This is a genomic window from Mycolicibacterium sp. 624, assembly GCF_040548615.1.
Classification (GTDB): Bacteria; Actinomycetota; Actinomycetes; order Mycobacteriales; family Mycobacteriaceae; genus Mycobacterium.
The window spans coordinates 146,649-168,458 of record NZ_JBEPRZ010000007.1 but is presented as its reverse complement, the minus strand read 5'-3'; the positions used below and the strand labels follow the sequence as shown (position 1 = coordinate 168,458).

General features: G+C 66.4%; 20 protein-coding genes. 10 read left to right on the top strand and 10 right to left on the bottom strand.

Translation table 11 applies throughout. The annotated features are described in order from the left end of the window. Positions 1-90 precede the first annotated feature (90 nt). Positions 91-1,341, top strand: a complete 1,251-nt coding sequence (gene satS, locus ABIA65_RS25615; RefSeq protein ID WP_354525302.1) for a protein export chaperone SatS — start codon at positions 91-93, stop codon at positions 1,339-1,341. A 12-nt stretch (positions 1,342-1,353) separates the two neighbouring features. Here satS and ABIA65_RS25610 read toward each other — a convergent pair whose 3' ends face one another. Further along, positions 1,354-2,442 carry an adenosine deaminase gene (locus ABIA65_RS25610; RefSeq protein WP_354525301.1) on the bottom strand — a complete coding sequence of 363 codons (1,089 nt, stop codon included), beginning with the start codon at positions 2,440-2,442 and terminating at the stop codon, positions 1,354-1,356. A 288-nt stretch (positions 2,443-2,730) separates the two neighbouring features. Here ABIA65_RS25610 and ABIA65_RS25605 point away from each other — a divergent pair, with 288 nt between their 5' ends. Both ABIA65_RS25605 and ABIA65_RS25600 read left to right on the top strand, forming a co-directional pair. Next, positions 2,731-4,206: a sensor domain-containing diguanylate cyclase gene (locus ABIA65_RS25605; protein WP_354525300.1), complete on the top strand. Its 1,476-nt coding sequence runs from the start codon at positions 2,731-2,733 to the stop codon at positions 4,204-4,206. After that, a complete protein-coding gene (locus ABIA65_RS25600; RefSeq protein ID WP_354525299.1) occupies positions 4,203-5,711 on the top strand; it encodes a sensor domain-containing diguanylate cyclase in 1,509 nt (502 codons plus the stop codon). The genes ABIA65_RS25605 and ABIA65_RS25600 overlap by 4 nt, the downstream gene beginning before the upstream one ends. Here the strand turns inward: ABIA65_RS25600 and ABIA65_RS25595 are convergent. Further along, positions 5,701-7,011: a thymidine phosphorylase gene (locus ABIA65_RS25595; protein WP_241400548.1), complete on the bottom strand. Its 1,311-nt coding sequence runs from the start codon at positions 7,009-7,011 to the stop codon at positions 5,701-5,703. The genes ABIA65_RS25600 and ABIA65_RS25595 overlap by 11 nt on opposite strands. Continuing rightward, positions 7,008-7,427, bottom strand: a complete 420-nt coding sequence (locus tag ABIA65_RS25590) for a cytidine deaminase (protein ID WP_354525298.1) — start codon at positions 7,425-7,427, stop codon at positions 7,008-7,010. Before ABIA65_RS25590 ends, ABIA65_RS25595 begins: the two co-directional genes overlap by 4 nt. Positions 7,428-7,665: 238 nt before the next feature. On the opposite strand from ABIA65_RS25590, the gene sdhC reads away from it, so the two are divergent. Genes sdhC through ABIA65_RS25570 form a run of 4 tightly spaced genes read left to right on the top strand, consistent with a single transcriptional unit; the run spans position 7,666 to position 11,123 of the window. Continuing rightward, on the top strand, positions 7,666-8,094 hold the full coding sequence (gene sdhC, locus ABIA65_RS25585; RefSeq protein WP_241400550.1) for a succinate dehydrogenase, cytochrome b556 subunit: 429 nt from the start codon (positions 7,666-7,668) through the stop codon (positions 8,092-8,094). Continuing rightward, a complete protein-coding gene (locus ABIA65_RS25580) occupies positions 8,091-8,573 on the top strand; it encodes a succinate dehydrogenase hydrophobic membrane anchor subunit (protein WP_354525297.1) in 483 nt (160 codons plus the stop codon). The genes sdhC and ABIA65_RS25580 overlap by 4 nt, the downstream gene beginning before the upstream one ends. A 16-nt stretch (positions 8,574-8,589) precedes the next feature. Continuing rightward, entirely contained in the window at positions 8,590-10,344 is a 1,755-nt protein-coding gene (gene sdhA, locus ABIA65_RS25575; protein ID WP_354525296.1) for a succinate dehydrogenase flavoprotein subunit, read from the top strand. Between the two features lie 2 nt (positions 10,345-10,346). Beyond that, positions 10,347-11,123 carry a succinate dehydrogenase iron-sulfur subunit gene (locus tag ABIA65_RS25570; RefSeq protein ID WP_354525295.1) on the top strand — a complete coding sequence of 259 codons (777 nt, stop codon included), beginning with the start codon at positions 10,347-10,349 and terminating at the stop codon, positions 11,121-11,123. 74 nt (positions 11,124-11,197) lie between these two features. Here the strand turns inward: ABIA65_RS25570 and ABIA65_RS25565 are convergent, their stop codons facing one another. The 5 genes from ABIA65_RS25565 to fabG form a co-directional block, all read right to left on the bottom strand. Continuing rightward, positions 11,198-12,049 carry a type IV toxin-antitoxin system AbiEi family antitoxin gene (locus tag ABIA65_RS25565; RefSeq protein ID WP_354525294.1) on the bottom strand — a complete coding sequence of 284 codons (852 nt, stop codon included), beginning with the start codon at positions 12,047-12,049 and terminating at the stop codon, positions 11,198-11,200. Positions 12,050-12,170: 121 nt separating this feature from the next. Continuing rightward, entirely contained in the window at positions 12,171-12,836 is a 666-nt protein-coding gene (locus ABIA65_RS25560) for a GntR family transcriptional regulator (RefSeq protein WP_241400555.1), read from the bottom strand. Positions 12,837-12,839: 3 nt separating this feature from the next. Then, on the bottom strand, positions 12,840-14,033 hold the full coding sequence (locus ABIA65_RS25555) for an acyl-CoA dehydrogenase family protein (protein ID WP_354525293.1): 1,194 nt from the start codon (positions 14,031-14,033) through the stop codon (positions 12,840-12,842). After that, the gene (locus tag ABIA65_RS25550) at positions 14,030-15,256 is read right to left on the bottom strand and encodes an acetyl-CoA C-acetyltransferase (RefSeq protein ID WP_354525292.1); all 1,227 of its coding nucleotides are present in this window, start codon (positions 15,254-15,256) and stop codon (positions 14,030-14,032) included. Before ABIA65_RS25550 ends, ABIA65_RS25555 begins: the two co-directional genes overlap by 4 nt. After that, positions 15,253-15,993, bottom strand: coding sequence for a 3-oxoacyl-ACP reductase FabG (gene fabG / locus ABIA65_RS25545; RefSeq protein WP_354525291.1), 741 nt, complete (start codon positions 15,991-15,993; stop codon positions 15,253-15,255). The genes ABIA65_RS25550 and fabG overlap by 4 nt, the downstream gene beginning before the upstream one ends. 146 nt (positions 15,994-16,139) lie before the next feature. On the opposite strand from fabG, the gene ABIA65_RS25540 reads away from it, so the two are divergent. Together ABIA65_RS25540 and ABIA65_RS25535 are read left to right on the top strand one after the other, a co-directional pair. Beyond that, a complete protein-coding gene (locus ABIA65_RS25540) occupies positions 16,140-17,336 on the top strand; it encodes an acyl-CoA dehydrogenase family protein (protein WP_241400559.1) in 1,197 nt (398 codons plus the stop codon). A gap of 111 nt (positions 17,337-17,447) precedes the next feature. Then, positions 17,448-18,029 (top strand): carboxymuconolactone decarboxylase family protein, encoded by a 582-nt coding sequence (locus tag ABIA65_RS25535; RefSeq protein WP_241400560.1) that lies wholly within the window; start codon positions 17,448-17,450, stop codon positions 18,027-18,029. Here the strand turns inward: ABIA65_RS25535 and ABIA65_RS25530 are convergent. Both ABIA65_RS25530 and ABIA65_RS25525 read right to left on the bottom strand, forming a co-directional pair. Further along, positions 18,019-18,924: a sigma-70 family RNA polymerase sigma factor gene (locus ABIA65_RS25530; protein ID WP_354525290.1), complete on the bottom strand. Its 906-nt coding sequence runs from the start codon at positions 18,922-18,924 to the stop codon at positions 18,019-18,021. The genes ABIA65_RS25535 and ABIA65_RS25530 overlap by 11 nt on opposite strands. After that, positions 18,921-20,108, bottom strand: coding sequence for an MFS transporter (locus tag ABIA65_RS25525; protein WP_354525289.1), 1,188 nt, complete (start codon positions 20,106-20,108; stop codon positions 18,921-18,923). The genes ABIA65_RS25530 and ABIA65_RS25525 overlap by 4 nt, the downstream gene beginning before the upstream one ends. 169 nt (positions 20,109-20,277) lie before the next feature. Here ABIA65_RS25525 and ABIA65_RS25520 point away from each other — a divergent pair, with 169 nt between their 5' ends. Then, positions 20,278-21,795 carry an APC family permease gene (locus ABIA65_RS25520; RefSeq protein WP_354525288.1) on the top strand — a complete coding sequence of 506 codons (1,518 nt, stop codon included), beginning with the start codon at positions 20,278-20,280 and terminating at the stop codon, positions 21,793-21,795. Positions 21,796-21,810 lie beyond the last annotated feature (15 nt).

Genomic DNA, 21,810 nt, shown 5'->3' with positions numbered 1-21,810 from the left:
AGTTTGTCGAGGCTGTCGACGCCGGCGTGCGCGATCACTTCGACCGGTGACTGTCGAACTCGTCCCAGCGACGTAGTTAGGCTGTGCCGCATGGCTGCAGAAATCGTGCCGGTTCGGCTCGGGCTGACCAAGGGCGATCTGTACACGTTGTGGGCGCCGTCGTGGCGTGATTCCGACGACGAGTGGCAGGGATTCCTCGGCAAGGACGAGGACCTCTACGCCTTCGCGTCGGTCGCCGACCTGACGGCGTTCGTCCGGACCGACACGGACAACGACCTGGTCGACCATCCGGCGTGGACGGCGCTCACCGAGGCGAACGCGCACCGTTGCGACCCCGACGATCGCCACACCTACGACCTCATCGGTGTGCCCGACGCGGTCGCCGAGAAGCCCACCGAGGAGTCGGTGAAGTCGCTTCTCCAGGCACTGTCGTTCGTTCAGGCCCTCGGCTCGGTGTGCGATCTGACGGCCGTCACGAAGTTCTTCAACGGCAACCCGGTGCTGGGCTCGCTCGGCGGCGGCATCGACGCGTTCGACGGGCGGCCCGGCCGCAAGCGCTGGGCCGAGATCGAGGCCGCGATCGGTCGTAGTTGGGATGGCGTCGTCGACGCCATCGACGAGATCATCACGACACCCGACGTCAACTCGGCCGCGGTGAAGAAGGCCGAGGAAGAACTCGCCGAGCCCGCACCGGAGCCCGAGGTCGAGGAGCCGATGATCGATGACGTCGTCGACACCGATGAGGAGGTCGACGCGCTCGCGGCCCACGCCGAGGACCAGGTGCTCGGCAGTGACGAGGACTTCTGGACCCGCGTCGGCATCGATCCCATCCGCATCATGAGCCGCGGCGGCACGTTCTACACCCTGCGCTGCTACGTCGGCGACGAGCCGAAGTTCCTCGGCCGCAACGGCCGAATCAGCGTCTTCAACTCCGAGCGGTCATTGGCGCGGTTCCTGGCCGACGAGCACGAGAACGATCTCTCCGGGTTCGACTCCTACGACGACATCCGCACCGCCGCCACCGACGGCTCGCTGCAGATCGACGTCCTCGACGAGAACATCTACGTGTTGAGCGGCCTCGCCGACGATATCGCCGACGGTCCCGAGGCCGTCGACCGCGATCAGCTCGACCTCGCGGTGGAACTGCTGCGCGACGTGGCCGACTACGCCGAGGATCCCGCCGTCGACACCGCCCTGGACGCCGACCAGCCCCTGGGCCGGTTCGTCGCCCACGTGCTCGACGCCGACACCGTCAGCAAGCCCCCCGCGCCGTACGCCAAGGCCGTCGCGCAGTGGGAGGAACTGGAGACCTTCGTCGAATCGCGACTGCGCGCCGAGTAGCTCGCGCCGACATCACCCGACCAGGACGGCGTATCGCGGTTTGATGACGTCGTCGATCAGGGCGAGGCGCTCGTCGAACGGGATGAACGCCGACTTCATCGCATTGATGGTGAACCGCTCGAGGTCGCTCCAGCCGTAGCCGAAGGCCTCGACCAGGCGCAGCATCTCCTGGCTCATCGTGGTGTCGCTCATCAACCGGTTGTCGGTGTTGACGGTGACCCGGAACCGCAGCCGCGCCAGCATGTCGAACGGGTGATCCTCGATGCTGGGCGCCGCACCGGTCTGAACATTGCTGCTGGGGCACATCTCGAAGGGAATTCGCTTGTCCCGCAGGATGGATGCCAACCTGCCCAGCCGCATCGAACCGTCGGGCATGGTTTCGATGTCATCGACGATCCGCACGCCGTGTCCGAGCCGGTCCGCGCCACAGAACGCGATCGCCTCGTGGATCGACGGCAGGCCGAACGCCTCGCCGGCATGAATCGTGAACCGCGCGTTGTTGCCTCGCATGTACTCGAACGCGTCCAGATGCCGGGTGGGCGGGTATCCCGCCTCGGCGCCCGCGATGTCGAAGCCGACGACGCCCCGGTCCCGGAATCTGACCGCGAGTTCGGCGATCTCACGTGACCGGGCGGCATGGCGCATCGCGGTCACCAGGCAGCGCACCGTGATGGGCTTGCCCGCGGCGGCCGCGGCCTTGGCGCCATCGGCGAAGCCCGCCAACACCGCGTCGACCACCGCGTCCAACGACAACCCGTTGTCGATGTGGAGTTCGGGAGCGAACCGCACCTCGGCGTAGACCACCGAGTCGGCCGCCAGGTCCTCCGCGCACTCGTAGGCGACCCGGTGTAGCGCCTCCGAGTTCTGCATGACGCCGACGGTGTGCGCGAAGGGCTCGAGGTAGCGCACCAGCGACCCGCTGTGGGCCTGCGTCTTGAACCACGTCGCCAGCTCGTCGACGTCGGTGGCCGGCAACTCCGCATAACCGAACTGATCGGCCAGCTCCACCACGGTCGCCGGGCGGAGCCCGCCGTCGAGGTGGTCGTGCAGCAGCGCCTTGGGTGCCTGCCTGATCGAGTCCAACGTCAGGAGTGTCGTCATCTCCCCATCTTGCGCAACAACTCCGGCGACGGCGAGGTAATCGGGCCGCTGCACACTCAATGTTCGGGTGATGATCAGCTCCCGGTGCTCGAGCCATCCCGTATTCGCCGCCCCAGTGCAGCGGCCTCGAGATTGAGCAAACACAGGAGCTGTCGACGGACAGACTCGCCGCCGACGGTCGAATGCTCCCCCCAACAACCGGAAGCGCGCCAGGAATTCTCGTCAGTCGCTGACAGTCGGTTGACTATTCAAGCGCAAGCACGCGTTGTTCGCAGCTAGGATCGCCGAATGTGGATACCCGCCGTCGAGCGTATTCGCTCGAGTCGACGGGCCACCGCAGGCGCCGCAATGGTGCTGGCGCTCTCGTACGTACTTCTCGGTCGGCTGACATTCTCGGTATCCGTCGAACACAGCAACGTCACCAGCGTCGTCTTCGCCCCCGAGGGCATCGCCTTGGCGTTCTGCATACTGTTCGGGCCGCGTGTCGCATGGGGCGTGTTCCTCGGCCAGACCATCCTGTCGATCTGGACGGGTCCGTCGGTGCTGGGCGGTGCCGGCATCGGGCTGGTAAACAGCCTCGAGGGCATCCTCGGCGCGGCGCTGTTCGCGCGGTGGCGGATATCGCCGCAGTTCGCCCGGCCGCGCGATGTAGCCCTGTTCGTCGCCCTGGTGTTCCTGATCTTGCAGCCCATCAGTGCGACCGCCGGCGTGAGTGTGTTGTGGGGAGTGGGGGTCACCCCCGCCAATTGGATCCCCAGCGGCTGGGACGCCATGTGGATTCACGGGATTCAACGCCCGATCTCCGATCCGAGCCAGCTCCCGTCGGCGTGGGTGCACTGGTGGATCGGAAACTCCCTCGGCCAAATCCTGGTCGCGCCACTGCTGCTGGCCTGGGCCACGAAGGGAACGTGGCGGCGGCCCGATAGCCGCGGCGACTTGCTTGCCAGTGCACTGGTCATCGGACTGACGGGAATAGCAGCCACCGTGTTGCCCATTCACCCGGTGCTGGTGCTCGGCGTGACCTTCCCATTGCTGGTACTGATCGGGCTTCGGCGCGGCCTGCGCGGTGTGACCACGGCCAATGTCGTCATCACGCCAGCCGTCCTCTGGGCCGGCACCTCCGCCAAGAGATTCCTGGACCAGGTCAGCGTTCCGGATCGCCTTGCCTACGTCGGATTCTTTGTCGCGACCGCCTTCATCCTCTTCTCCTTGATGCTGTTCTCGATGTTCGAGGAACGCCGATTGCTGGTCGAACGGCTGGCACGTCTCGCGCGCCAGGACTCGCTGGTTCCGCTGGATAACCGGCGCCATTTCGTCGAGCAGCTCGAGCCACTCATCCAGCAGGCAACCGCACGCGGCAGCCCTTTGGCAGCAATAACTTTCGACATCGACCACTTCAAGCTCATCAACGACACCAACGGCCACGCTGCCGGCGACCGAGTACTCATCGCTGTGGCCAACACATGCAAAGCACTGCTACGCGACACCGACATCGCCGCTCGGATCGGTGGCGAGGAGTTCGCCATCGTGCTCCCCGACACCGACATCGCCGACGCGCAACGATTCGCCGATGGACTCCGCAGTGCCATCGCTGTGCAACACCTCGTAGCCTCTGACGCAACAGTGGCCGCTGCCATCACCATCAGCGTCGGCGTCGCCGCCCTGCAGCCGGGTGATTCCCTCGATGACTTCCTCAACCGCGCCGACGCGGCCCTGTACGACGCGAAACGAGGTGGCCGGGACATGGTGGTGGTTGGTCGGTGACTCGCCTGCTCCCCACTGACACCCGCACCGACATGTGGACGAACTCGATCGAGCGGATTCGGTCGAACCCAAGGCACACCGCACTCGCTGCTCTCGTGCTGGCGTTCGCCTACGTTGTGCTGGGTCGGCTCACGTTCTCGGTGTCGGTCGAGAACAGCAATGTCACGAGTGTCGTCTTCGCACCCGAGGGCATCGCCTTGGCCTTCTGCATACTGTTCGGGCCGCGTGTCGCTTGGGGCGTGCTTGTCGGGCAGACGATCCTGTCCATCTGGTCTGGTCCGTCGGTGCTGGGCGGTGCCGCCATCGGACTGGTGAACAGCCTCGAATGCGCCCTCGGCGCGATTCTGTTCGCGCGCTGGCGGATCTCGCCGCAGTTCGCCCGGCCGCGCGATGTCCTCCTGTTCGTCGCATTGGTCTTCCTGATCTTGCAGCCGATCAGCGCCACCGGCGGGGTAAGCGTGCTCTGGGCGATCGGCACTACACCCGCGGATTGGATTCCGGACGCGTGGCAGTCGTTCTGGATTCAGGGGATCCAGCGCCCGCTTGCCGACCCGAGTGAGATCGCCCCGGCGTGGATTCATTGGTGGATCGGCAACTCCGTAGGACAGATGCTGATCGCACCGTTGCTACTCGCCTGGGCGATTAGGGGCGTCTCGCGCCGGCCGAAGTCGAGTTACGACCTCCTTGTCAGCGCGCTGGCCATCGGCCTGCTGGGCCTCGCCGCGACCAAGTTGACCATCTACCCGTTGCTGGTGCTCGGCGTGACCTATCCGCTGCTGGTCTGGATCGGGCTTCGGCGTGGCCTGCGCGGTGTCACCACTGCGAACGTCCTGATCGCACCGGCAATCACGTGGGCGGGAGCGGTCGGAACCGGTTTCCTATCGCATCTCGACGTTTCCGACCGCCTCGCCTATGTCAGCTTCTTCATCGCCACGGCCTCCATCTTCTCGTTGATGCTGTTTGCGATGTTCGAGGAGCGTCGGGTGTTGGTCGAACGGCTGGACGATCTCGCACGCCTCGACTCATTGGTGCCCTTGGCGAATCGCCGACACTTCGTCGAGAGCCTGCAACACGAACTCAGGAGGAGGACCGAACGCGACGGTCCAGTGGCGGTCGTGGTCTTCGATGTGGACCACTTCAAACGCATCAACGACGAACACGGCCACGCGGCAGGCGATTCGGTGTTGATCGCCATCGCGCTCACCTGTCAGACGCGGCTGAAAGCGGGTGGGCTGGCGGCCAGGATCGGCGGCGAGGAGTTCGCCCTCGCTCTACCCGACACCGAACTCTCAGACGCCCACCGATTCGCCGACCAGCTCCGCGACGCCATCGCACACCAGCATCTGACTCAGGACGCTTCCGACACGTTGATCCCCGTCACCGTCAGCGTGGGCGTCACCGTGGCGCGGACTGCGGATTCGATCGACGCGATTCTCACCCGCGCGGACGAGGCTCTCTACGGCGCCAAAAGGGGCGGCCGGAACACCGTGGTTGTCAGCGAGTGATCCGATCGATGATGAGCGGGCCGATATCGGGTGGCTGCTCCCCTGGGCCGCTGACGCTCCACGCGCCGTCGAGTTCGGCGATCGCACCCGGGTAGCGCTGCGGGGTGTCGGTGTACAGCGTGAACAACGTCTCACCTGCGGTGACGGGCTCGCCGGGCCTTCGGTGGATCCTCATACCCGCGCCGAACTGCACGTGCTCGCCCGGCGCCGACCTGCCCGCCCCTAGTCGCCACACCGCAAGGCCCACCGCCATGGCGTCGGTATCCCCCATCGTGCCGCCATGGGGCGCCGTGATCGTCTCGGAGTACGCCCCGACGGGCAGCGGCTGGTCCAGGTCGCCACCCTGGGCGGCGACCAGCGCCCGGAACCGGTCCATCGCCGTGCCGTCAGCCAGCGTGTCCGCGGGGTCGATCCCGTCGACCCCGGCGGCGTCGAGCATCTCGCGGGCCAGCGCCAGGGTCAGCTCCACCACGTCGGCGGGGCCGCCACCGGCCAGCACGTCGATCGACTCGGCGACCTCGATGGCATTGCCCACGGCCAGGCCCAGCGGGCGGTTCATATCGGTGAGCAGCGCCCGGGTCGGTACCCCGTAGGCGGCACCCAGGTCGACCATCGTGCGGGCCAGCTCGCGCGACTGCGCCTCGGTCTTGAGGAAGGCGCCCCTGCCCACCTTGGAGTCCAGCACGAGTGCGCGAGCGCCCTCGGCGAGCTTCTTGCTCATCACCGAGCTCGCGATCAGCGGTAGCGACTCGGTGGTCCCCGTGACGTCGCGCAGCGCGTAGATCTTGCGGTCGGCCGGCGCCAGGTCCCCGGCGGCGAACACTGCGGCGCCGATGGTCTGAAGTTGTTGGCGGATTTGGTCTTTTGAGATCTCCGCGGTGAAGCCGGCGATGGCCTCGAGCTTGTCCAGGGTGCCGCCGGTGTGCCCGAGACCGCGCCCGGCGGCCTGGGGCACCGCCGCGCCGCACGCCATCACCACCGGCACCAGCGGGATGGTGATCTTGTCGCCGACGCCGCCCGTGGAGTGCTTGTCCACCAACGCCAGTGGCTTGCCGTCACGCCGAAGGTCGCCGAAGTCGAACCGATCACCGGAAGCGATCATCGCCGCCGTCCAACGGGCGATCTCGCCGGTCTCCATACCGCGCAGGAAGATGGCCATCAACAGCGCCGACATCTGCTCCGGGTGCACCCGACCGTGGGTGTAGCCGTCGATGACCCAGTCGATCGCGGCGTCCGACAGGACACCGCCGTCGCGCTTGGTCCGGATGACGGACGGAGCATCGAATGTGAACTGGGTCACTGCGATTGCCCCTGGCGCTGCACCCGATCGAGATCGTCGGGGCCGAATGCGTCGGGTAGCAGTTCACCGAGCGTGCGTGGCCCAGCCGGATGGTCGATCAGCATGCCGGGACCGCCATGCTCGAGCAGCACCTGCCGACACCGTCCGCACGGCATGAGCAACGCGCCGGAACCGTCCACACACGCCAGTGCGACGAGCCTGCCGCCTCCACTCGAATGCATCGCGCAGACCACAGAACACTCGGCACAGAGACCTAGGCCATATGAGACATTCTCCACATTGCAACCGACCACCACGCGGCCGTCCTCGGTCAGCGCGGCCGCCCCAACCGGAAAACCGGAATATGGCGCATAAGCCAGCTTGGAAACGCTAATTGCGTTGTGCCGCAAATTCTTCCAGTCGATATCCGTTGCCATATCAGGCCTTCCGTCCATCTTCTGAATGCATTCCGAAGAACCTCTCGAGCGGCTCGAATAGCTAGATAGGTGACCCTAACTTTCAACGCCAGTGGGTCATCCGCCCTTCCACGCTAGTTCTTTCAGTGGGACATTTGGGATTAGAGTCCCCCGTGGTTTCGGGCAGTTCGAATCGATGGCTTGCGCTACCGGTTACGACGGGATTCCGAAGTCCACCGATGACGTTGGAGGGTCGGAGATGAGTACAGCGACAGCCGCGGATTCGGCCATACCGGCCCCGCGTTCGTCACCCCCGCGCCGCCGCACCTTGTATCGCGGCGACCCGGGCATGTGGTCGTGGGTGCTGCACCGCATCACCGGCGCCACGATCTTCTTCTTCCTCTTCGTCCACGTGCTGGACACCGCGCTGGTCCGCGTCAGCCCCGAGGCCTACAACCAGGTCATCGAGACCTACAAGACGCCGATCGTCGGGCTCATGGAGATCGGCCTGGTGGCCGCGGTGCTCTACCACGCCCTCAATGGCGTCAGGATCATCCTGATCGACTTCTGGAAGGACGGCCCGAGGCACCAGCGCAAGATGCTGTGGATCGTCGCCGGCGTGTTCATCGCCGTCCTCATCGCCTCGCTTGGAGTGATCGGCATGCACATGGTGGAGCGATTCCTATGAGCCCCTCGGTGGAGAACCCCTACGACCACGTGACCGAGCGCGGCGGCCCCGCGCCGGTCATGCAGCGCGCCTTCGACCGGCCCGCCAGCCTGGACAATCCGCGTTCACCGCGGAGTCGCGGCGGAATGCCGAACTTCGAGAAGTACGCCTGGCTGTTCATGCGGATGTCCGGTGTCGTCCTGATCTTCCTTGCGCTCGGACATCTCTTCATCATGTTGATGTGGGAGAACGGCGTCTACCGGATCGACTTCAACTACGTCGCGCAGCGCTGGTCGTCGCCGTTCTGGCAGACCTGGGACCTGCTGCTGCTCTGGCTGGCGCAACTGCACGGCGGCAACGGCATGCGCACGATCATCGCCGACTACACCCGCAAGGACTCGACGAAGTTCTGGCTGAACACGGTGCTGTTGCTCTCGATTGTGTTCACCCTGGTTCTGGGCACGTATGTGCTGCTGACATTCGACGCGAACATCTCTTGACCCAGGAGTCCTGCAAATGCTGATCGAACACCGATACGACGTTGTGATCGTGGGCGCCGGCGGCGCAGGGATGCGTGCCGCCGTCGAGGCCGGCCCGCGGGCGCGCACCGCCGTCCTGACCAAGCTCTACCCGACGCGCAGCCACACCGGCGCCGCGCAGGGTGGCATGTGCGCAGCACTGGCCAACGTCGAGGACGACAACTGGGAGTGGCACACGTTCGACACCGTCAAGGGCGGCGACTACCTCGCCGACCAGGACGCGGTCGAGATCATGTGCAAGGAGGCCATCGACGCCGTCTATGACCTCGAGAAGATGGGGATGCCGTTCAACCGCACCCCCGAGGGCCGTATCGACCAGCGCCGCTTCGGCGGGCACACCCGTGACCACGGCAAGGCCCCCGTCCGCCGCGCCTGTTACGCCGCCGACCGCACCGGCCACATGATCCTGCAGACGCTCTACCAAAACTGCGTCAAGCACGACGTCGAGTTCTTCAACGAGTTCTACGCGCTGGACCTCGTCCTGTCGGAGACCCCCGGCGGCCCCGTGGCCACGGGCATCGTCGCCTACGAGCTGGCGACCGGCGACATCCACGTCTTCCACGCCAAGGCGATCGTGTTCGCCACCGGTGGGTCGGGCCGCATGTACAAGACGACCTCCAACGCGCACACGCTGACGGGCGACGGCCTGGGCATCGTGTTCCGCAAGGGACTTCCCTTGGAGGACATGGAGTTCCACCAGTTCCACCCGACAGGCCTTGCCGGCCTGGGCATCCTGATCTCCGAAGCCGTGCGCGGTGAGGGCGGTCGCCTGCTCAACGCCGACGGCGAGCGGTTCATGGAGCGCTACGCGCCGACGATCGTCGACCTCGCGCCCCGCGACATCGTGGCCCGCTCAATGGTGCTCGAGGTGCTCGAGGGCCGCGGCGCCGGACCCAACAAGGACTACGTCTACATCGACGTGCGCCACCTCGGCGCCGACGTCCTCGAGGCCAAGCTGCCCGACATCACCGAGTTCGCCCGTACCTACCTGGGCGTCGATCCGGTGACCGAGCTGGTGCCGGTGTACCCGACCTGCCACTACGTCATGGGCGGTATCCCCACGACGGTGCACGGCCAGGTGCTGCGCGACAACAACTCCGTCGTGCCCGGCCTGTACGCCGCGGGCGAGTGCGCCTGCGTGTCCGTGCACGGCTCCAACCGACTGGGCACCAACTCGCTGCTGGACATCAACGTGTTCGGCCGTCGCGCGGGTATCGCCGCCGCGAACTACGCGCTGGGACACGACTTCGTCGACCTCCCCGAGACCCCGGCGAGCATGGTGACCGGCTGGGTCGGCGACATCCTCTCCGAGCACGGCAACGAGCGCGTCGCCGACATCCGCGGAGCGCTGCAGCAGTCGATGGACAACAACGCAGCGGTGTTCCGCACCGAGGAGACGTTGAAGCAGGCGCTCACCGACATCCACGCACTGAAGGAGCGCTACTCGCGAATCACGGTGCAGGACAAGGGCAAGCGCTACAACAGCGATCTGCTCGAGGCCATCGAACTCGGCTTCCTGCTGGAGCTGGCGGAGGTCACCGTGGTGGGCGCGCTGAACCGCAAGGAGTCCCGCGGCGGCCATGCTCGCGAGGACTACCCGAACCGCGACGACACCAACTACATGCGTCACACCATGGCCTACAAAGAAGGCACCGACCTACTGTCCGACATTCGGCTGGACTACAAGCCCGTCGTCCAGACCCGATATGAGCCGATGGAACGGAAGTACTGACGATGAGCGCACCCGTCATCGACAAGGTCGATCAGCAGGAACCCCCCGTGCCCGAGGGTGCGGTGATGGTGACCCTGAAGATCGCACGGTTCAACCCCGAGGATCCCGACGGCGCGGGCTTCCAGAGCTTCCGCGTGCCGTGCCTGCCGACGGACCGACTGCTGAACCTGCTGCACTACGTGAAGTGGTACCTCGACGGAACGCTGACCTTCCGCCGGTCGTGCGCGCACGGCGTGTGCGGTTCGGACGCCATGCGCATCAACGGTGTGAACCGGCTGGCGTGCAAGGTGCTGATGCGCGACATGCTGCCCAAGAAGGCAAGCAAGCAGCTGACCATCACGATCGAGCCGATCCGCGGGCTGCCCGTGGAGAAGGACCTCGTCGTCGACATGGAGCCGTTCTTCGACGCGTTCCGTGCGGTCAAGCCGTTCCTGATCACCAGCGGCAACGAGCCCACCCGCGAGCGCATTCAGAGCCAGACGGACCGGGCGCGCTACGACGACACCACCAAGTGCATCCTCTGCGCGTGCTGCACGACGAGCTGCCCGGTGTTCTGGAGTGAGGGTTCCTACTTCGGGCCCGCGGCGATCGTCAACGCCCACCGGTTCATCTTCGACAGCCGCGACGAGGCCGCCGCCGAGCGCCTCGACATCCTCAACGAGGTCGACGGCGTGTGGCGTTGCCGCACCACGTTCAACTGCACCGAGGCCTGCCCCCGTGGCATCGAGGTGACCAAGGCGATTCAAGAGGTCAAGCGCGCGCTGATGTTCGCGCGCTAGATGCAGGCGGCGTCGAACGTGAACTAAATGGCGAGTCCTCGCTGAATTCTCGCCATCTACTTCACGTTCGGCGGCTAGAAAGGGCCACCCGAGGCCTGTAATGCGGCCCGGGTCCGCCCGATGACAGTGGCCTCCCGGTACCGCATAAGGTCGGCGCCGACACGGACGATGCGCCAGCCCAGCTCGGCGTAGGCGACGCCCTGATCGATGTCACGGGCACGCTGCACAGGGTCGTCCCAGTGCTGCTTCCCGTCGTACTGGACGCCGACCTTCCATTCCGGCCAGCCCATGTCGAGTCGCCCCACGAACTGGTCGTACTCGTCGAACACCTCGATCTGCGTGTGCGAGGGACGCATACCCGCGAAGGTCAGCAGCAGACGCAGCCGGGTCTCCTGCGGCGACTCGGCGCCGTAGTCGGCCAGATCGAGCACGCGGCGCAGCTGGACCACACCGCGTGCGCCGCGATGCGAATCGAGAAGCGTCTGCACGTCAGGCAGTTTCAGCTCCCCTGCCTGCAGGAGCGCATCAACCCGGATGACCGCGGTCACCAGTCCGCGCTGGCGACCGAGGTCGAATGCGGTGCGCGCCGGTGTGGTCACCCGAATGCCGTCGAGCGCGCAGACGTCGTCCTCGGCGAGGTGATCGCTGTGCAGGATGATGCCGGTCGTCCTGTGCCTGCAGGGCTGGTTCAGCTCGGCGGGCAGGTTCGCGTCGATCCACAGCGATCCGTGCAGCGCCGCGGCCGAAAGACCCGCCAAGACCCCGCGCCGTCCCGACCACAGCCATGCCGCCACCGCCTTGTCGACGGGGGTGAGCACCGCCCCGCGCGGCACGAACACATCGCGGTGCAGCATGTCGTGGCGCGTGTTCAGCTGATATCGGTTGACGGTGCCCGCCGCGAGCGCCTCACTTCCCAGAAATGGCATGTGGATAGGACGGTGCACAGGCCCGCCGCGTTCCATCCCCGCCGAACGTGAACAAGATTGCGATAAATCCGCGAAGTTTCGCCATCTTCTTCACGTTCGGCGGGCAGCGCGAGTTCGGGGCCTACTCCAGCACGCCCAGCCCGGCCAAGTGATCAATGAGCGGTTTCGCTCCCGCACACAGATGCTCGGCCATTGCCGTGCGGGCCGATTCGCCGTCGCGCTCCCTCAGCGCCGACAACACGCGCCGGTGATCGTGCATGGACTGTTCGGCCCAGCCGTCGACCGTCGGGAACACGGATTCCAGGGCGTACCGGGTGATCTGGGACATCAGCTGCGCCAGCTTCGGGGACCGAGCGGCGATGTTCACGCCGCGGTGGAACTCATGGTTGAGCCGGACCGCCCGATCCTGGTCATTCTGGGCGTGCGCGTCCTCGAGCTGCACCTGGAGGCGTTCGAGTTCGGCGATCTGATCATCCGTGATGTGCGCGGCAGCGCGCGCCGCCAGCTCACCACCGATGTGGCCCTGCACCCCGGCGACATCGTCGATGTCTCGTCGAGTGACGGGTAATACCGCGAAGCCACGTCGGGGCTGCTGAGTCAGCAGTCCCTCGGCCTGCAGACCGAATAGCGCTTCGCGCACGGGCGTCACGCTGATACCCAGTTCCGCCGCGAGCTGTTCGAGACGGACGTACTTCCCTGCCGGGTAGGTGCCGTCGAATATCCGCCGGCGTACCAGGCGCGCCACATCGTCGGCCAGCTGCGGCACCGATGAATCCGGAGCGCTCACTGATCAGATCCGGTAGTCGGCCAGCAACCGCTTGCTGATGATGTTCTTCTGGATCTCACTGGTGCCCTCGCCGATGAGCAGGAATGGTGCGTCCCGCATCAGGCGTTCGATCTCGTACTCCTTGGAGTAGCCGTAACCACCGTGAATCCGGAAGCTCTGCTGCGTGACCTCGGCGCAGAACTCACTGGCCATGTACTTGGCCATTCCGGCGGCGACATCGTTGCGCTCACCGGAGTCCTTCAGCCGCGCCGCATTGACCATCATGAGGTGGGCGGCCTCGACCTTGGTGGCCATCTCGGCCAGCTGAAAGGCGATGGCCTGATGGTCGGCGATCGGCTTGCCGAACGTCTCCCGTTGCTGCGCATAGCGAATCGCGAGTTCGAAGGCACGGATGCCGACGCCGCAGGCACGGGCCGAGACGTTGACCCGGCCCACCTCGACGCCGTCCATCATCTGGAAGAAGCCCTGCCCGGCCACACCGCCGAGGACGTCGTTGGCGTCGGCGCGATAACCGTCGAAGATCAGCTCGGTGGTGTCGATGCCCTTGTACCCCAGCTTGTCGAGCTTGCCCGGGATCGTCAGGCCCGGCACCACCTCGCCGAATCCGGCTGGCTTCTCGATCAGGAAGGCGGTCAGGTTTCGGTGCGGTTTGTCCGCTCCCTCATCGGTTTTCACCAATGCGGCGACCAGGGTCGAACTTCCACCATTGGTCAGCCACATCTTCTGGCCGGAGATGCTGTAGTTGCCGTCCGCATCGCGGACACCCTTGGTGCGGATCGCCGCGACATCAGAGCCCAACTCGGGCTCCGACATGGAGAACGCGCCGCGGACCTCACCGGTGGCCATGCGCGGCAGGAACCGCTGCTTCTGCGCGTCGGTGCCGTGCTGGCGGATCATGTAGGCCACGATGAAGTGGGTGTTGATGACGCCGGAAACACTCATCCAGCCGCGAGCCAGCTCCTCGACGCACAGCGCGTAGGTCAGCAGCGACTCGCCGAGCCCGCCGTACTCCTCGGGGATCATCAGCCCGAACAGGCCCATGTCCTTCATCTGGTCGACGATGGCCTGCGGGTAGGTGTCGGAGTGCTCCAGTTCCTGGGCGGTCGGGATGACCTCCTTGTCGACGAACTGTCTTACCGTCGAGACGATCTCGGTCTGAATCTCGGTCAGACCCAGAGTCTGTGCGAGCTTGGTCATCGCGCGAACCTCTCGAACACGGCGGCCAGACCCTGGCCGCCGCCGATGCACATGGTCTCCAGTCCGTAGCGGGCCTCGCGCAATTCGAGTTCACGGGCCAGGGTGGCCAGCATTCGTCCCCCGGTGGCGCCGACCGGATGGCCGAGCGAGATACCCGAGCCGCGCACATTGGTGCGCTCCAGATCGGCGTCGGTGAACTTCCATTCGCGCATACAGGCCAGCGCCTGGGCGGCGAACGCCTCGTTGAGTTCGATGAGGTCGATATCCGACAATGCCAGCCCGGCACTATCCAGGGCTCGTGCAGTGGCGGGCACCGGGCCGATACCCATGATGTTGGGCGCGACACCGGCCAATCCCCAGGACACCAGTCGCACAAGGGGTTTCAGGCCGAGTTCAGCCGCACGTTCGGGCGTTGTCACGATGCACATGGACGCGGCGTCATTCTGGCCGCTGGAGTTGCCTGCGGTCACAGTGGCGTCGGGATCGTTTTTGCCCAGCACCGGCCGCAGCTTGCTCAGCGCCTCAACCGAGGTATCGGCGCGCGGGTGTTCGTCGGTATCGATCACCTCAGAACCTTTGCGGGATGTCACGGTGACCGCAACGATCTCCTCCGCGAGAACCCCGCTGCGCTGGGCGGCGACTGCTCTCTGGTGCGAGCGGACCGCAAGTTCGTCCTGTTCGGTGCGCGAAATGCCGTACTGGCGGCGCAGATTCTCCGCGGTCTCCAGCATTCCGCCTGGCACCGGGTAGTTCTTGCCGCCTGCGGTGACCCGGCCACGGGCCAACCCGTCATGCACGGTGACACCACCCCGGGACCCGCCCCACCGCATGTCGGTGGAGTGGAACGCCACGTTGCTCATCGACTCAGCACCGCCGGCAATGACGAGATCGTTGCCGCCACTGGCCACCTGAAGGCAGGCTTGGATAACGGCCTGCAGCCCCGATCCGCAGCGGCGATCGATCTGCATACCGGGCACCGTGATCGGCAGTCCGGCGTCTAGTGCCACCACCCGTCCGATCGCCGGAGCCTCGCCGGACGGGTAGCAGTGCCCGAGAATGACGTCCTGCACCGCGTCGGCGGGCACCCCGGTGCGTTCCAGCAGGCCCTTGAGTACCGCGACCCCGAGTTCAACAGCGGTCAGCGACTGGAACATGCCGCCGTAGCGGCCGATCGGGGTGCGAACCGGTTCGCAGATGACCGCTTCACGGGTGCCCGTGCTCATACGTGCCGACCCCCAGTCACTTCGAGCACGGTCCCGGTCATGTACGACGACAGATCGCTCGCCAGGAACAGCGCCACCTTGGCGACCTCGTCTGGTTCACCGGCCCTGCCGATCGGAATCTCGGCGAGCTTCTGATCCCAGATCCGTTGCGGCATGGCCTCGGTCATCGCCGAGCGGATCAGGCCCGGCTGGATCGCGTTGACCCGCACGCCGAGGTGCGCCAGCTCCTTGGCCGCGGCCTTGGTCATCCCGACGATGCCGGCCTTGGCCGCCGAGTAGTTGGTCTGGCCGACCAGGCCGACCTTGCCCGAGATGGACGACATGTTGACGATCGCGCCGGACTTGTTCTCCCGCATGATCGCCGCGGCGGACTTGAGGCCGTTCCAGGTGCCCTTCAGGTGAACGGCGATGACCTGGTCGAACTGGTCCTCGGTCATCTTGCGCAGCGTCGCGTCACGCGTGATGCCGGCGTTGTTCACCATGATGTCCAGCCCGCCGAACCGCTCCACCGCCGCCGCGACCAGTGCGTCGACGTCGGACCCGCGGGTCACGTCACACTGGACCGCGGTGGCGACAGCGGCGCCGCCCAGCTGTTCGACAGCGGCCTCCGTTGCCTCCAGATTGAGGTCACCGAGCACCACCCGGGCACCTTCGGAGATGAAGCGCTGCGCGATGGCAAGGCCGAGGCCCTGGGCACCACCTGTCACGACTGCAGTCTGGCCGGCCAGTAACGACACCTGATCACCTGTCCCAACTCGATATCCGTGGTTCCGCCACCGTCGGCGTCCGCATTTTCGTATACGATAGCAGTTTCATATACGAAAATAACGCGCGGTTTCGCCGTGCTGCGAGCCAACCAGCCGAGCCAACAAGGAGTCCGTCTGTGACCCCCACCGCGAGTGACACCCCAGCCGTCGCCGAGGTCAGCGACGAGGACTTCAAGGAGATCCTGGCGCAGACCCGCACCTTCATCCGCAGCGCCGTCGTCCCGCGCGAGAACGAGATCCTGGCCAACGACAAGGTGCCCGACGATCTTCGCGACCAGGCCAAGGCGATGGGGCTGTTCGGCTACGCGATCCCCCAACAGTGGGGCGGCCTGGGCCTCAACCTCGCCCAGGATGTCGAGCTGGCAATGGAATTCGGCTATACCTCGCTGGCCCTGCGGTCGATGTTCGGCACCAACAACGGCATCGCCGGTCAGGTGCTGGTGGGCTTCGGCACCGAGGAGCAGAAGAGCACGTGGCTGGAGGGGATCGCGTCCGGGGATGTCGTGGCGTCGTTCGCGCTGACCGAGCCCGGCGCCGGGTCGAACCCGGCGGGCCTGCGCACCAAGGCCGTCCGAGACGGGAACGACTGGGTGATCAATGGGCAGAAGCGCTTCATCACCAACGCCCCGACGGCGAATCTGTTCGTCGTGTTCGCCCGGACCCGGCCGGCCGACGATGCCGGCCCCGGGATCGCGGTGTTCCTGGTGCCCGCCGACGCCGCCGGCATCGCGGTCAGCGGCAAGGACGCCAAGATGGGCCAGGAGGGCGCCTGGACCGCCGATGTCAGCTTCACCGACGTGCGGGTCTCCGGCAACGCGCTGATCGGTGGCAGTGAGGACGTCGGCTACCGCGCCGCAATGACATCGCTGGCCCGCGGCCGGGTGCACATCGCCGCGCTCGCCGTCGGCGCGGCCCAGCGGGCGCTCGACGAGTCGGTGGCCTACGCCGCCGCGGCCACCCAGGGTGGTCAGCCGATCGGCAGCTTTCAGCTGGTGCAGGCCATGCTCGCCGACCAGCAGACCGGGGTGATGGCGGGCCGCGCACTGGTCCGCGACGCCGCCGCCAAATGGGTGTCGGGCGAGGACCGCCGGATCGCCCCGTCGGCCGCCAAGCTGTTCTGCACCGAGATGGCCGGCAATGTCGCCGACCTCGCGGTGCAGGTGCACGGCGGCACCGGCTACATGCGCGAGGTGCCTGTGGAACGGATCTACCGGGAGGTCCGACTACTGCGTCTGTACGAGGGCACCAGCGAGATCCAGCGACTCATCATCGGTGGCGGTCTGGTCAAGGCCGAACAGAGGAAGACTCGCTGACCCTCTAGACCCCCTGCCGAACGTGAAGAGGATTGCGAGAAATCCGCGAAGTTTCGTCATCTTGTTCACGTTCGGCGGTCACACATCGACGGGCTGTCTCGTCTGAGGGTTATGACCACGAGAATCGCACCGTTATCCCCCAAGAAGGCCCCGCTCGTGACGCGGCTGATGTGGCGCTACGCCAAGCGCCGCTACGGCGAGGTCCCCGAACCGTTCACGATCTACGCCCATCACACGGGCCTGCTGGTCACCGGCGCCGCACACGAGGGCATGTTGGAGAAAGCGTCGAGAACGCTGCCCGCCAACATCCGCGAACTCGCCGTCTACTGGACAGCGCGCCGCGTCGGCTGCTCGTGGTGCGTGGACTTCGGATCGATGCTGATGCGCATGGAGGGCCTGGACATGGCGCGGCTGAAGCACATCGACGACTACGCCACCTCATCACACTTCTCCGACGACGAGCGTGCCGCCATCGCCTACGCCGACGCCATGACCACCGATCCGCACAACGTCACCGATGAACAGGTCGAGGACCTGAGGCGACGCTTCGGCGACAAGGGCGTGATGGAGCTGACGTACCAGATCGGCGTCGAGAACATGCGGGCCCGGATGAACACCGCACTCGGAATCACCGAGCAGGGCTTCAATTCCGGTGATGCGTGCCGGGTTCCGTGGGCCGACTCTAACGGCTAGCCAGCGGTGACGCGGTGAACTTGTCCGGGTTGGCGACGTCCCAGATCGCGCACACCAGACCGTTGCGCACGGTCAGCGCCTGAATGCGCGGCGCCAACTCGGGCCACTGCCCGTCCGTGTCGAACCTGTCGTTGTAGATGCCGAGTTCGCCGTTGATGAGTGCAAACTGCGGGGCCTCGAAGATCCTCGGGCCGTACCGCGACACCAGACCGAGAATGAATCTGGCCACCTTGTCGGATCCGTGGATGACGCGGGCGGCGGTGGGCGCCATACGATTCGAGTCCCCGGTGAAGGTGATGTCGGGCGCAAGCACGGCGACGACGGCGTTCAGGTCACCGCTCGCCATGGCCGCCATCAGCTTGCCGACGACCTCGTCATGAGATGAGTCCCGGGGCGGCGCCTGCGCACCGGCCACCGACCGACGCGCGCGTGAGGCGAGTTGACGGGCCGAGGCCTCGGTGACGTCGAGCACCGCGGCAATCTCACCGAACGGCACCGAGAAGCCGTCGTGCAGAACGAACGCGACCCGCTGGTCGGGGGTGAGCCGCTCCAGCACGACCATCGCGGCGAACCGCGCGTCCTCGTCGGCGACCACCGCAGCCAGTGGATCCGAGCCGTCCAGCGGCGTCACGACCGGCTCGGGCAGCCACTCCCCGACATATGTCTCGCGCCGGTGCGCCGCCGACCGCAGCCGGTCCAGCCCGATGCGGCTGACGACGGTGGTCAACCACGCCCGGGTGTCGATGATGCCGTCACGCTTGGAACCCAGCGCGTCCCAACGCAGCCAGGCGTCCTGGACCGCGTCCTCGGCGTCCGCGAACGTCCCGGTGAGCCGGTACGCCACTGCAAGCAGATGCGAACGCAGGCCCTCGAACTCATCGACGCTGGTCGTCACCTCCTCGAGCCTAGTAACCAGACGACGACTGACGCCACCGCCGCGACCGCGCCGCCCGCCACCATCAGCGCCACCACCGACACCCCGTCGATGAGCACCCCGCCCAGTAGCGCACCAATCGAGATGGTCGCCTGGAACGAGCTGGTGAAAAGCACCGTGGCCGCCTCGTCCGCTCCGCCCGACACCCGCGCCAGCCACGTCTGGCTGCACGCGGGCACCGCGCCATATCCCACGCCCCACAACAGCAGCAGCACGACCGCCCCGCCGACATGACCGCCGATGACGGGCAGCAGCAGCGTCGCAATAGCGATCAGTGCGGCCGCGCACCCGAAGGTGGCACCCACGCTGCGCCCCAGGGTCACACCGGCGATGGCATTGCCCGCCAGCCCCGCCGCGCCGTACAACAGCAGCAGCGCGCTGACCGCCGACAATCCGACGCCCGTGACCTCGGTCAGGAACGCCGACACATAGGTGTAGGTGCCGAAGTGTGCGAGGACGACCAGGAATGTGATCAGCAGGCCGACCCTGACGTCGCGGACGCGCAGCAGCCGACCGAGCACCGAGAGTCGCGTCACCTCAGCGGCGGGCAGCGCCGGCACGGTGCACGCCAACGCGATCAGTACGACGGCCGACAGGGCGGTAAGCCCGACGAACGCGGCGCGCCAGCCTGCGACGTCTGCGACGAATGTGCCCAGTGGGACACCGAGAACCGATCCCAGCGGCACCGCCAGGAAGATCGTCGACGTGGCCCTGGCGACGTGCCGAGACTCGACGAGGCGACCGGACAGGCCGGCGCCGATGGACCAGAATCCGCCGATCACCACGCCCACCAGGACGCGCGCGGCGAGGATCATCCAGAAGTCTGCCGCGACGGCGCAGATCAGGTTCGACACGACGAGCAACGCCGTCCACACCATCAGCATCGTGCGCCGGTCGACCCGGGCGGTGGCCACGGTCGCCAGCGGTGCCGCCACCGCGGCCACGAACCCGGGCACGGTCATCATCACGCCGGACACTCCGGGCGTCACCGCGAACTCCGATGCGATCGGCAGCAGGAGCCCGATGGGAAGGATCTCGGCGGTCACGATCGCGAAGATCCCCGCCATGATGGACACCACGGCCAGCCACCGGTTGGACGGTGGAGCCGCGGGATCGGCCCGAAACGGGTTGAGGGCGAACGTCACTGAGTCTCCGATCGAGTGATGAGCTACTCGTCGCAGTTCAGCACCCCATCGCCGTCGACGCTGGCGGGTTTGCGACCGCGCAGTCGCGCGGCACTGCGATGTCGCGATTCCGCTACTGCGCTCAACCGAACGGGCTCGCACAGCCGATCGGAACCGTATATTCCCTGAAATGGCAATCGCTGAACCGTCGGCTCCCTCCCCGCCGACCGTTGCGGGCAAGGGACTCCAGGCCGGGGCGCTGGGCCTGGTCGGCAACATCGTCATCGGTCTCGCCGCGGTCGCACCCGCGTACAGCCTGGCGGCCACACTGGGCTATGTCGTGCTCGCGGTGGGCGACAAGGCGCCCGCGATGTTCGTTCTCGCGTTCATCCCGATGCTGCTCGTCGCCTTCGCGTACAAGGAGCTGTCCCAGGACACCCCCGACTGCGGCACGACCTTCACGTGGGGCACAAAGGCGTTCGGACCGTGGATCGGCTGGATCGGTGGCTGGGGTCTGGCCGTGTCGGCAATCATCGTGCTGGCCAATGTCGCCGAAGTCGCCGCCATCTATCTGTTCAAGTTCCTGGGCCAGGACGCGCTCGCCGAGAACCTATGGGCGAAGGTCACGCTGGGCTCGTTCTTCATCATCTCCATGACCCTCGTCAGCGCCCGTGGCGTGGTGCTGTCCGAGCGAATCCAGAACGTCCTGATCGCCATTCAGTTCGGTGTGCTGATCATCGTCAGCATCTGGGCGCTGATCCGCGTGTTCGCCGGAAACGCCGGGGCCCAGGCCATCACGCCGACGCTGGCCTGGCTGTGGCCGGGCGGTCTCGACGCCTCCTCGATCGCCGCGGCGATCATCCTCTGCATCTTCATCTACTGGGGCTGGGACGCCTGCCTGGCCGTCGGCGAGGAGACCAAGAACCCCGGCCGCACACCGGGTATCGCGGCCGTCCTCACCACGCTGATCCTGGTGTGCACCTACGTTCTCGTCGCCTACGCAGTGCAGTCGTTCGCGGGTTTCGGCACAGTCGGGATCGGCCTGAACAACGCCAACAACACCGACGACGTGCTGACGGTGCTCGGCAAGCCCGTCGCCGGCAGCATCGCGGCGTCGCTGCTGTTGTTGACCGTCTCGGTGTCGGCCCTGTCCTCGACGCAGACGACGATCCTCCCCACCGCACGCGGCACGCTGTCGATGGCGGTCTACGAGGCGCTGCCGAAGCGGTTCGCCGCCGTCCACCCGAAGTACATGACGCCTGCGTTCGGCACCATGGTGATGGGTGCCGCCGCGCTGTTCTTCTACCTCGTGCTGACATTCGTCTCCGAGAACGCCCTGGCCGACTCGGTGGCCTCCCTCGGTCTGGCGGTGGCGTTCTACTACGGCATCACCGCCTACGCCTGCGTGTGGTACTTCCGCAGGACCCTGTTCGTCTCGGCCAAGAACCTGTTCATGCGTGGCATCTTCCCCCTGCTCGGGGCGCTGGCCATGACGTGGGCGTTCATCCAGAGCGCCACCGACATGATCGCGCCGGACTACGGCTACACGGCGTTCGGTCCCATTGGCGGCGTCTTCGTCCTCGGTGTCGGCATGCTGGTCCTCGGCATCCCATTGATGTTGGCCTGCTTCGCATTCGGCACCAAGCGCTTCTTCCGGGGCGAGACGCTCAACGCGTCGACGGAGGTCAAGGTCCCGGACGTCTACTGATCATCTCGAGAGGCT

Excerpts from the sequence above, each read along its gene's own strand:
- ABIA65_RS25555 (WP_354525293.1), bottom strand. The coding sequence starts at position 14,033 with ATGACCAAGCTCGCACAGACTCTGGGTCTGACCGAGATTCAGACCGAG.
- ABIA65_RS25580 (WP_354525297.1), top strand. The coding sequence starts at position 8,091 with ATGAGCCCCTCGGTGGAGAACCCCTACGACCACGTGACCGAGCGCGGC.
- sdhC (WP_241400550.1), top strand. The coding sequence starts at position 7,666 with ATGAGTACAGCGACAGCCGCGGATTCGGCCATACCGGCCCCGCGTTCG.
- sdhA (WP_354525296.1), top strand. The coding sequence starts at position 8,590 with ATGCTGATCGAACACCGATACGACGTTGTGATCGTGGGCGCCGGCGGC.
- ABIA65_RS25610 (WP_354525301.1), bottom strand. The coding sequence starts at position 2,442 with ATGACGACACTCCTGACGTTGGACTCGATCAGGCAGGCACCCAAGGCG.
- ABIA65_RS25565 (WP_354525294.1), bottom strand. The coding sequence starts at position 12,049 with ATGCCATTTCTGGGAAGTGAGGCGCTCGCGGCGGGCACCGTCAACCGA.
- ABIA65_RS25550 (WP_354525292.1), bottom strand. The coding sequence starts at position 15,256 with ATGAGCACGGGCACCCGTGAAGCGGTCATCTGCGAACCGGTTCGCACC.
- ABIA65_RS25605 (WP_354525300.1), top strand. The coding sequence starts at position 2,731 with ATGTGGATACCCGCCGTCGAGCGTATTCGCTCGAGTCGACGGGCCACC.
- ABIA65_RS25535 (WP_241400560.1), top strand. The coding sequence starts at position 17,448 with ATGACCACGAGAATCGCACCGTTATCCCCCAAGAAGGCCCCGCTCGTG.
- ABIA65_RS25590 (WP_354525298.1), bottom strand. The coding sequence starts at position 7,427 with ATGGCAACGGATATCGACTGGAAGAATTTGCGGCACAACGCAATTAGC.
- ABIA65_RS25570 (WP_354525295.1), top strand. The coding sequence starts at position 10,347 with ATGAGCGCACCCGTCATCGACAAGGTCGATCAGCAGGAACCCCCCGTG.
- ABIA65_RS25520 (WP_354525288.1), top strand. The coding sequence starts at position 20,278 with ATGGCAATCGCTGAACCGTCGGCTCCCTCCCCGCCGACCGTTGCGGGC.
- satS (WP_354525302.1), top strand. The coding sequence starts at position 91 with ATGGCTGCAGAAATCGTGCCGGTTCGGCTCGGGCTGACCAAGGGCGAT.